This window comes from Ochrobactrum sp. RH2CCR150, from assembly GCA_014138095.1.
GTDB classification, from domain to species: domain Bacteria; phylum Pseudomonadota; class Alphaproteobacteria; order Rhizobiales; family Rhizobiaceae; genus Brucella; species Brucella gambitense.
This window is the reverse complement of sequence record JACGXE010000033.1, coordinates 1-9,361: the sequence shown is the minus strand read 5'-3', so window position 1 is coordinate 9,361 and position 9,361 is coordinate 1. Positions and strand designations below refer to the sequence as shown.

Sequence of the window (9,361 nt, the reverse complement as noted above, 5' to 3'; positions counted from 1 at the left end):
TAAATCAAAACGCGACATCACTGCCTCCAAATCGATGGAGACAGTGAATCACAAACCATTCAAACCGAAAACTATTTTATGGGTATGTGACCTAGGGTGGGTCCGCGCGCGCTGATCATGCATGGAGAAGTGCAAGAATATCGTGCGCAAGCGCATCGTGGCTTGTATCCGACAAATTGTCGTGGCCACCGGCACCACCAATACCCGCCAGTTGAAGTGCATGCTGGTCGACAAGCAAATGGTCTACCTGTTGGGCATCAGCTGTGCCGCCAGCTGGAACTGCAATGTTGATCGGATGGAAGTAGCCGATATTCACGTCAACCAGACTTCCATTTGAAACACCATTGCCACCGCCTCCCGCAGCAGAATTGCCCGTGAAAATGGTATCTGACGCCAAGTTGAACCCACCGCCGTTACCGCCGATCCCGGCGATCTGCGTACCACCCTGATCGAAGATGACATTGTTCGTTTGGTGTGCATCCGCATTGCCGCCAGCAGCCGCGACGGCGATATTGATAGGCGAGAAGATCGCCACATTCACGTCGATCATGGTGCCTGCGAAAACGCCCGCACCGCCATGTCCGGCATAGTTATCGCCAGTGAACACATAGGTGCTGCCCGTATCGGTATGTATGGGCGATGCTGAAACGGACCCGGCATAGTTGTGGTCACCGCCTGATCCACCAATCCCCCCCATTTGGTCAGCGCCTTGCAGAAAGGCGGCGTTATTGCTCTGATTGGCGGACGCTACGGAATGAGGTCCGCCCGCAACCGCCGTATTGACCGGGGCGAACACTGCGACATTGGAGCTGACAAGCCCGCCAAGAAAAATACCGTCGCCGCCGCTTCCAGCATGGTTGGATGTAGCGCCTTCTGTGCTGCCGATCGCGGCATTGCCGTTTCCGCCATCACCGCCCATCCCTGCCATTTCGGCGACATGCTGATTAATCAGTGCATTGTTGAACTGGTCAGCACCTGCCTCGCCCCCCGGACCAGCAATTGCGGTATTGGACGGAACGAAAACGGCCAAAGCGTCGCTGCTGATCACACCGACGCTCATTCCCATCCCGCCATTTCCGGCGGAACTACCGGGCGAAGCAGATGCTACATCGAAGGGGAGCCACGTCGGCACGAGTGCGAGATGACCGGCGGCTGTACCCAAAGCGGTACTTTGGATGCCGCCCACGTTCAGGCTATCATTCTCATTGGATATGGGACGTAGCTCGGTCATCACCCTTTCTCCTCGCAAGCTTGCAACGCTCGACGTTCTCCAGGATTCTTTGCATTACAGCTATTGTGCCTTGAATTATCACAAAAGAAGAGACGGCAATCTGTCTACATCCAAATGGGTAGGGTATGCGTCTGATTGTGGAACCGATAAGCCACCGAAAATGACGTCGGCTACAAATAAGTTATCTCTTAAGTATTTCCGCTTTCTACAACCTAGGATAATGTGAAAATTGCAGGTGCCGCTTTGAGTTAAGGGGACGGACATGCTTATGTCGATTCTGATCGCCCGGCCGATTGCTCTCCTCCGTTCGTTTCGAATTCGGCACTCATTATCTGATGCTCCACATTCTGGGGAATAATCCATGAGCCAATCAGTTCATCCACTTTTGCGTCTGCGAGACGGCCACCATGCGCATGTCACGTATGAAGAGCTTTTCTTCGATCTCGTCTATGTTTTCGCGGTCACGCAGCTTAGCCATACGCTGCTTCATCATTTGACAGCCTGGAGCGCGCTTGAAACGCTGGTCCTGTGGTTCGCCGTCTGGCTCGGCTGGCAATATACGTGCTGGGTCACAAACTGGTTTAATCCCGAGCAGCCCAAACTGCGCTTTGTCTTGTTCTGCTGTATGGCGCTGGCGCTGGTTATGGCAGCCTCGATACCGGATGCGTTTGGCAAAAGCGGCCTTATTTTTGCTAGTTGCTATGTTGCAATGCAACTGGGGCGAACGGGCTTCATCGACTGGCAATTGGGAAGTAATCACCCGCTGACAGCCAATTACCGGCGAATGCTGGGCTGGCTTGTCATTTCTGGTTGTTTCTGGATCGGCGGTGCCTTTGCTGAAGGTGAACTGCGACTGGCGCTTTGGATCGTCGCCGTTCTCTGCGAGTATGGTTCGCCCATGATCGGCTTTGCGTTGCCGGGAATGGGTCGCTCTGAGGTCAGCGACTGGACCATTGAGGGCGGGCATCTTGCGGAGCGCTGCCAACTCTTTGTTATTGTTGCGCTGGGTGAAAGCCTTCTGGCGACGGGAGCCACACTTGCAGGTGCGGAAAACTGGAACACTGCCGAGCTGTCCGCCATGCTCGCCACTTTTCTCGGCACCATTGCGATGTGGTGGCTCTATTTCGGCACCTCGAGCAAGGATGCGACCGCGCGCATCACGCAAGCCCGCGATCCGGGCAAGATTGGCGCCTACTTCCACTATATCCACGCCATTCTGATATTCGGTATTATCGTGAGCGCCGTTGGTAACGATCTTGCCATGGAGCATCCCGCCGAACACGCGAGTTTCGCTGAGATTCTCGTCATCGCAATCGGCCCCGCTATCTATCTGGTTGGCAGCGCCATTTATAAATATGTCGTCTATGGCCGTTTACCGCTTTCCCATATCGCGGGTGTTGTCTTGGTGGCCCTCATTGCACCGTTCGGTCAAATGGCGGATCTCCTGACTCTTGGATGGCTCACAACCGCCATTCTCTTCGGAATTGGTTTGTGGGAAAGCCAGACAAAGAACCAGAAAGCTCTGAATGAAAGCGGTGCCCACCCATGAGGATCGCCGCCGACCTCATTAAAACATAGCTCTCTTTTATCGGATTGGGCGGCGCATCAGCGAATGCGCCGCAGCAATCTTTCTCGGTAGGTATCGACAATCACGGCAAGTATAATCACCGCACCAATGATGATTGGTTTGTAATTGTCGCCAATGCCGAGCAATTGCAGACCGGTGGCCAGAACCTGAAGAATACAGGCGCCTGCGAGTGTGCCAACGATAGAGCCTTTCCCACCAAACAGGCTGGTTCCGCCAATAATAACTGCTGCGATTGCGTTCAATTCATAGCCAACACCGGCAATCGGGCTGCCAATATTCAGACGCAGCAAATAGACAATTGCTGCAATGCCAGCGGTAATACCTGAAATGACAAAGGCCGCAATTTTATATGTGTCCGGATTATGCCCCGATAGACGAACCGCCTCGTCATTAGCCCCGACCGCGTAGATCATCCGACCGAAAACAGTAAACCGTAGTATGAACCAGCCAACAAAAATCACCGCCACTGCAACGAGGAAAATCGAGGGCAGGAAGCCACCGATTATCAGATTACCGAAATCGACGAAGCCTTGCGGCAGTCCTGTTATCGTTGAGTTGTTCGACACAACGCGTGCAGCGCCTGCGGCGATATTCAACATACCAAGCGTCACAATGAACGAAGGTATCTTCCAGAAGGTTGATACTTTGCCATTGATGAACCCACAAAATCCACCAACTGCAATACAGGCCAGTACGGCGAGCGGTATTGATAAGGTCGGCTCCAGACCAGAAGTCATGATGAGCGCGCCAACGACAGTGCAGAGTGCCAGCACCGAACCAACGGAGAGGTCGATGCCGCCAGTCAGGATGACGAAAGTCATGCCCGCCGCAAGAACCGTGTTGATGGCAATCTGAACGAATATCTTCAGCGCATTTCCCGATGTGGCGAAATAAGGCGCGGTGAAGGAAAATACCAAGGTGATCAATAACAGAGCCAGAAAGACACCAGCGTCTCGCAATAAGAAACGCTTCAATTTCTGACGGTCGGCTGAAACGGGTTTCTCGGAAATTGAAGTCTTATCTATCATGGTTGACATGCTCCTGATAGGCGAGTGAGAGAATACGCTCCTGATCAAATTGCGACCGGGGCAGCTCTCCCACCAGCTTGCCGTTGGAGAAAACAATAATGCGGTGACACATGCCGATAAGCTCCGGCAAATCCGAAGAGATCATGATGATCGCCTTCTGGTTTGCAGCCAGCATCCAGAGCAGTTGATAGATTTCGCGTCTGGCGCCGACATCAACACCGCGTGTAGGCTCATCCAGTATCAGCGTCGAGGAGCCGCGAAACAGCCATTTTGCGAGAACCACCTTTTGCTGGTTTCCGCCTGACAGATTGCGTACCGCCGTGTCGATCGATGCCGTTTTGATCCGTAGCTGCTCGACCAGTTTCGTAACCGCAGTTTTTTCCGCCCCTTTGTCCAGGAATCCACCATGCGATATCTTCTTCAGATCGGTAATCGTGGCGTTTATGTCGACAGGCATGTCTAGCATTAGCCCCTGCCCCTTCCGATCTTCGGTGAGGAACCCTAGCCCGTTTCTGACGGCATCCTTGGGGTCGCGAATATTGACGGGCTTGCCATCCACCCGAATTTGTCCACCGCCTTTAGGATCGGCGCCAAAAATCGCGCGCATGATTTCAGTGCGGCCCGATCCAACCAGACCTGCCACACCAAGAATTTCGCCCTGACGTACCGAAAAGGAGACGGCTGCTGTTGGTGCCGCACGCGTAACATTTTGAACTTCCAGCGCAACCGAACCTGGCATGATGGACGAGTCAAAACTATACTCGTCAGCAATATCCCGGCCAATCATCATGCGGACCAGATGAGGCACGCTGAGCCCTAGTAAGGGTCGCGTTTCAACCAACCGACCGTTACGCAACACAGTGACCCGATCACCGATCTCGAAGACTTCGTGCAGGCGGTGCGAGATATAGATAATGGTCACGCCCCTGGCCTTCAGTCTCCCGATAATGGCAAAGAGCCGGTCAATTTCCGGCGGGGTCAGCGTCGCCGTCGGTTCGTCGAGAACCAGCAGTTTGCTATCATAGCCGAGCGCCTTTGCAATTTCGACCAATTGCATTTGAGCAACGCCCAATTCGGAAACGAGCGTCCGGGGATCAAGGGCCAGACCAACCTCGTCCAGCAACTCCCCGGCACGCCGATTCAATGCTGTGCGATCCACAATGCCGTAACACCGTGGGAGGCTCTCCAGCATCAGATTTTCTGCTATTGAAAGATGTGGGAGTAGGTTGAGTTCCTGATGAACGATGCGAATGCCCTGAACTTGCGCGTCATGTGGCGTTTTAGGCCGATAGGGCTGATCATTCAGGAAAATTTCGCCCGCGTCGGGCTGATATATGCCCGCGAGCAGCTTGATGAGGGTCGATTTTCCAGCCCCATTTTCACCAAGAATGATATGCGTTTCGCCGCGTATCAGTTGCAGATTGACACCGTCCAGCGCGACGACGCCCGGAAAGGTCTTGCCAACGTTATCCAGTTTCAAGATCGCGTCGGCTGATTGCATGACTTCTCCTGCGTGCGCCAGTAGCAGGAAGCCGCAACGGACTATTTCCGATGCGGCCTCGCTATCTTGCGAGTTTCTAGAGATCCTTGGCGGTAATCAGCTTGATATCCGTCTTGACCCAGCCTGAGAATTTCTCGCCCGCCAGTTCTTTAAGCCCATAATCAACGCCCATCGCCGCCATCTGAGCGCCAAACTGGTCGATTGTCGCCAGCATTTTGCCATCCTTGATCAGTGGCTGGACGGCTGGAATATTGTCGAAGCCGACAACCTTGATCTGGCCCGCCTTTCCTGCCGCATCGAGCGCCTTTACGACACCCAGCGCCATGGAGTCATTGGCAGCCATAACGCCTTGAATGTCCTGATACTGCGTCAGGAAATTCGTCATAAGCGTATTGGCTTCTTCCGTCTCCCAATGCGCCGTTTTGGAATCCAGCAGTGTCAAACCGCCTTCGGCAACAGCATCGTCAAAGCCTTTCTTGCGCTCCTTGGCATTATCAGCTTCCGGATTACCTTCAAGGATAACAACCTTGCCGCCCTTACCCAGCTCTTTGGCCAGAGCCATGCCGGACAGTTTCGCGCCTTCACGATTGTCGGGCCCGAAGAAAGCAAGATCAATTCCAGCTTGCTTCTTCGCGTCCTCATCCAGCGCAACGTCAATATTGATGACCTTGATACCAGCTTCCAGCGCCTTTTTCACAGGCGTGACCATGGCTTTGGAATCGGCTGGCGCTAAGACAATCACATTGAACTGCTGTGTAATGAAGTTTTCCACCGCATCGACCTGTGCAGCAAAATCACGCTCGTCTTTCATGCCAACGGCAGCAAAGCTGAACTTATCTGTATTTTTGGCAGCATATTCTTCTGCGCCCGCCTGCATTTGCTTGAAAAACTCGTTTGCGAGCGATTTCATGACAAGACCGATTTTCGGCTTATCTGCTGCAAAAGACGGCAAAGACGGTAAAAGCAGGGCGCCGGCCCCGACTGCACTGGTCGTTAGAAACTGGCGTCGCGAAATTGAACCTAGACCCAGCCCATTAAACATTGAACCTTTAGTCATGAATTCCTCCCCTCGCTTCAGCGGTGAGCTTCAGCATGACTTCAAGGTAGAGCCGGAACTATAAAACTGTCAAGACTGCAGAAAGTGGGAGTTAATAAGTATTACTGCCATGATAGCCGCACTTAGCCCGGAGACGTAAGAAATTCTTGCGATAGCAAATATTAATAAGAAGCAAAATTGCCCGTCATAAGACCAACACGGAATCATCGAAAGTCGGACGTTTCATTCCGGCCGCGGGTGATACATCTGGCTGGCGGAGGGATTGGACCAGCCGCGCCAGTATGGAAACCGCAATCTCCGCCGGGTTGGTTGCGCCGATAGCCAAACCTATCGGCCCTTCTATACGCGCCAGTTTTGCAGGGTCCATGCCCATCGCTTCAAGCCGTTGCAGGCGCTTCGCGTGGCTCTTGTGGCTGCCCAACGCGCCGACATAAAAGCACCGCGCCTGCAAGGCGGCGATCAACGCGGCGTCATCGATCTTCGGATCGTGGCTCATGACGGCTACCGCCGTATAGGGAACAAGCGGATGTGCGGCGAATATATCCTGCGGCCATTCGGCATACAGGGTGCTATCAGGAAAGCGTTGTCTTGTGGCGAAGGCCGTGCGCGGGTCGATGATTTCGACCTCATAACCCACCATCAGCGCCATTGGCACCAGCACCTGCGCGATGTGGACCGCGCCTATGATCACGAAACGCGGGCTGGGAAGATGCATATTGCAAAACAGCGTTTTATTATCCGTCTCGACAAGGGACGATACTCCCCGCGCGAAGCTTTGCCCGATGGTTGATCGGAATGAAGCGGGAAGTTCGTTGCCGTTGCGGATAAGGCGGTTCGCGCCAGTATCCAGATCGGTCATTACGGCAACAGCGCGCCTTGCGCCACGTTCCACATTGAGTTGTCGCAACAGATCCCAGTCTGTGCGCTCAATATAGATGCGGATTGATCCGCACAGGCCGAAATATAAGCCATGCGGCCCTTGTCCATGTCGCTATCCAAAGGCAGCGTAACGGCCTGCGGCAAAGCTTCGGGCTCAGGTTTTACTACCGGAATATTGCCGTCGATATCCGTCAGGAGATAAGTGGCGATCGCACGAATATCCTCATCGGACATGACGTTGGTGGAAAAATGAGTCACCGTGTTCATGTCAGCGAACGACGTTCCCTGCGCCGCAATGCCCGTTTTCAGATACTGGCTCAATGCCCGAATATCGAAACCCTGACGTGTCAGAACCGGCTGCGTGACGTCGGGCGCGACCATGCCTTCCAGTATGCCGCGCTGCAGATTGCGCGCAAAGTCAGGAGCCATCATCAGATTGAGCGGCGTGTGACATCCACCACAATGCGCCAGGCCTTCAACCAGATACGCGCCTCTATTCCAGTCAGCAGATCGCTGGTCATTGTGTGGTGCTTCGCGCTTGGGGAAATTGAGAAGCGCCCAGAAATTCACAAAAGGCCGGACTGGAAGGCGGAAAATAGCACTATTGCGCTTATTGGCGACCGCAATCGGCGGTATCGTCATCAGATAAGCATAAAGCGCGTCGATATCGTCCGATGTTGTCACCTGCGTGAACAGGAACGGCATAGCCGGATAGAGATTGCGATGGCCCGGCGCGATACGGTACTTCATCACGCGATGAAAATCGGCCCGGCTGTATTTCCCAATGCCGTAGGTCGGGTCCGGCGTAATGTTTGTTGAATGCAAAGTGCCGAATGGAGTCTTGATAGCGACGCCGCCTGCCGCCATTGGACCTTCCGGCAGAGAATGGCAACCGAAACAATCGGCGGCGCGCGCCAGTTCCTGGCCACGGGGGACAAGCACCTGCATCTGTTCCGCCGACAGGGCTGCTTTCAGATCGGGGCTCACGGATGACGTTCGAAACACCCCCAACAAGACCGACAGCCCACCTGCGATGACAACCAACACGACAGCTATGATAAAATGATAAAGACGCTTGTGTTTCATGTCCGACCGCCGCGCTCCCGATTAACCGATGACGCAGCCGGGCGTCGCCAGAGCGACATCAAGGATGGCCTCATAATAACGGACCTAACCGGTACAGCGACAGATGTGGACGTCGAGCGCATCTTCGATCGCCGTCTCCAGATCGGCGCGCTTCACGGGCTGCCGTTTGAGTTGCTCGATAAAAACGGTAGCGCCCGCGACAAAACCTGGCGTGCAGTAGCCGCACTGAAAGGAAAAGTGGTCGATAAATGCCTGCTGAACGGGTGTCAGCGCGAGAATATTGCCGGTCACATCGCGCTGCGCATGACCTTCAATCGTCTGGATCGACTTGCCGGCAAAGAAATGAGCGTCATAGATGCATGTACGGCTTTCGACTTTGGTGCCATCAGGCTTAACCTCGATAACAGTACAAGCATGACAAATGCCCTGACCGCATCCGAAATGCGTTCCAGTCAAATCGAGATATTCATGTAGAAAATCGACCATTGGCATTCCAAGCGGGACATCCATCGGCCCGACAATGGCGCCATTGACCGTCAGGGTAAGTGGTCGCTTTTCCATGCTCATCCCAAAACCCGTTGATGATCAGTATTGCGACGTATTCTTATGTAATCGTCAGCACGCATTATATAGCATTCTAATTTAGTTAGGATTAATAATCCCCGTATAAACAATATTAGCAAATCATCTTCGCATATCGAAATTAAATTCGATTGAATATTTATTCAATAGGCAAATGGCAACTTCATATTTCTATCAATGACGTGAAACTGTATAATCCAAAAGCTACAAATCCGGGATGAAAATCAACATATTCGGCTTCGCGCCGAAAACCCCCACAACAATCGCATTCTATTTTGAAAGCGTGGCCCAAGGATTGGGGCCCTGTCGAGTGCTAAGAGCCTGTTCCAAAAAGGATTGAGCGATTTCAGTCGGTTATGATTCAATCGGATTGCTTACATTCGATGGAGATCATGATGGCCTGGACTGC

General features: G+C 53.3%; 8 protein-coding genes. 1 reads left to right on the top strand and 7 read right to left on the bottom strand.

Annotation, left to right across the window (positions count from 1 at the left end; all coding sequences use genetic code 11):
• Positions 1-115 precede the first annotated feature (115 nt).
• Positions 116-1,231 (bottom strand): hypothetical protein, encoded by a 1,116-nt coding sequence (locus FHW03_RS25880; protein ID WP_182523276.1) that lies wholly within the window; start codon positions 1,229-1,231, stop codon positions 116-118.
• Between the two features lie 361 nt (positions 1,232-1,592).
• Here FHW03_RS25880 and FHW03_RS25875 point away from each other — a divergent pair, with 361 nt between their 5' ends.
• The gene (locus FHW03_RS25875; protein ID WP_182523275.1) at positions 1,593-2,780 is read left to right on the top strand and encodes a low temperature requirement protein A; all 1,188 of its coding nucleotides are present in this window, start codon (positions 1,593-1,595) and stop codon (positions 2,778-2,780) included.
• Between the two features lie 56 nt (positions 2,781-2,836).
• Here the strand turns inward: FHW03_RS25875 and FHW03_RS25870 are convergent, their stop codons facing one another.
• The 6 genes from FHW03_RS25870 to FHW03_RS25845 all read right to left on the bottom strand — a co-directional run bounded on the left by FHW03_RS25870 (position 2,837) and on the right by FHW03_RS25845 (position 8,931).
• Positions 2,837-3,856: an ABC transporter permease gene (locus FHW03_RS25870; RefSeq protein WP_182523274.1), complete on the bottom strand. Its 1,020-nt coding sequence runs from the start codon at positions 3,854-3,856 to the stop codon at positions 2,837-2,839.
• On the bottom strand, positions 3,837-5,348 hold the full coding sequence (locus FHW03_RS25865) for a sugar ABC transporter ATP-binding protein (protein ID WP_182523273.1): 1,512 nt from the start codon (positions 5,346-5,348) through the stop codon (positions 3,837-3,839). Before FHW03_RS25865 ends, FHW03_RS25870 begins: the two co-directional genes overlap by 20 nt.
• 76 nt (positions 5,349-5,424) lie before the next feature.
• Positions 5,425-6,405 carry a sugar ABC transporter substrate-binding protein gene (locus FHW03_RS25860; protein WP_182523272.1) on the bottom strand — a complete coding sequence of 327 codons (981 nt, stop codon included), beginning with the start codon at positions 6,403-6,405 and terminating at the stop codon, positions 5,425-5,427.
• Positions 6,406-6,589: 184 nt separating this feature from the next.
• The gene (locus tag FHW03_RS25855; protein ID WP_182523271.1) at positions 6,590-7,264 is read right to left on the bottom strand and encodes an XdhC family protein; all 675 of its coding nucleotides are present in this window, start codon (positions 7,262-7,264) and stop codon (positions 6,590-6,592) included.
• Entirely contained in the window at positions 7,264-8,370 is a 1,107-nt protein-coding gene (locus tag FHW03_RS25850) for a cytochrome c (protein WP_182523270.1), read from the bottom strand. The genes FHW03_RS25855 and FHW03_RS25850 overlap by 1 nt, the downstream gene beginning before the upstream one ends.
• A gap of 84 nt (positions 8,371-8,454) precedes the next feature.
• A complete protein-coding gene (locus FHW03_RS25845) occupies positions 8,455-8,931 on the bottom strand; it encodes a (2Fe-2S)-binding protein (RefSeq protein WP_377515787.1) in 477 nt (158 codons plus the stop codon).
• Between the last annotated feature and the right edge of the window lie 430 nt (positions 8,932-9,361).

What these genes read in the sequence shown, in the direction of transcription:
- FHW03_RS25880 (WP_182523276.1), bottom strand. Translation starts at nt 1,231, where the DNA reads ATGACCGAGCTACGTCCCATATCCAATGAGAATGATAGCCTGAACGTG.
- FHW03_RS25875 (WP_182523275.1), top strand. Translation starts at nt 1,593, where the DNA reads ATGAGCCAATCAGTTCATCCACTTTTGCGTCTGCGAGACGGCCACCAT.
- FHW03_RS25870 (WP_182523274.1), bottom strand. Translation starts at nt 3,856, where the DNA reads ATGTCAACCATGATAGATAAGACTTCAATTTCCGAGAAACCCGTTTCA.
- FHW03_RS25865 (WP_182523273.1), bottom strand. Translation starts at nt 5,348, where the DNA reads ATGCAATCAGCCGACGCGATCTTGAAACTGGATAACGTTGGCAAGACC.
- FHW03_RS25860 (WP_182523272.1), bottom strand. Translation starts at nt 6,405, where the DNA reads ATGACTAAAGGTTCAATGTTTAATGGGCTGGGTCTAGGTTCAATTTCG.
- FHW03_RS25855 (WP_182523271.1), bottom strand. Translation starts at nt 7,264, where the DNA reads ATGACCGATCTGGATACTGGCGCGAACCGCCTTATCCGCAACGGCAAC.
- FHW03_RS25850 (WP_182523270.1), bottom strand. Translation starts at nt 8,370, where the DNA reads ATGAAACACAAGCGTCTTTATCATTTTATCATAGCTGTCGTGTTGGTT.
- FHW03_RS25845 (WP_377515787.1), bottom strand. Translation starts at nt 8,931, where the DNA reads ATGGAAAAGCGACCACTTACCCTGACGGTCAATGGCGCCATTGTCGGG.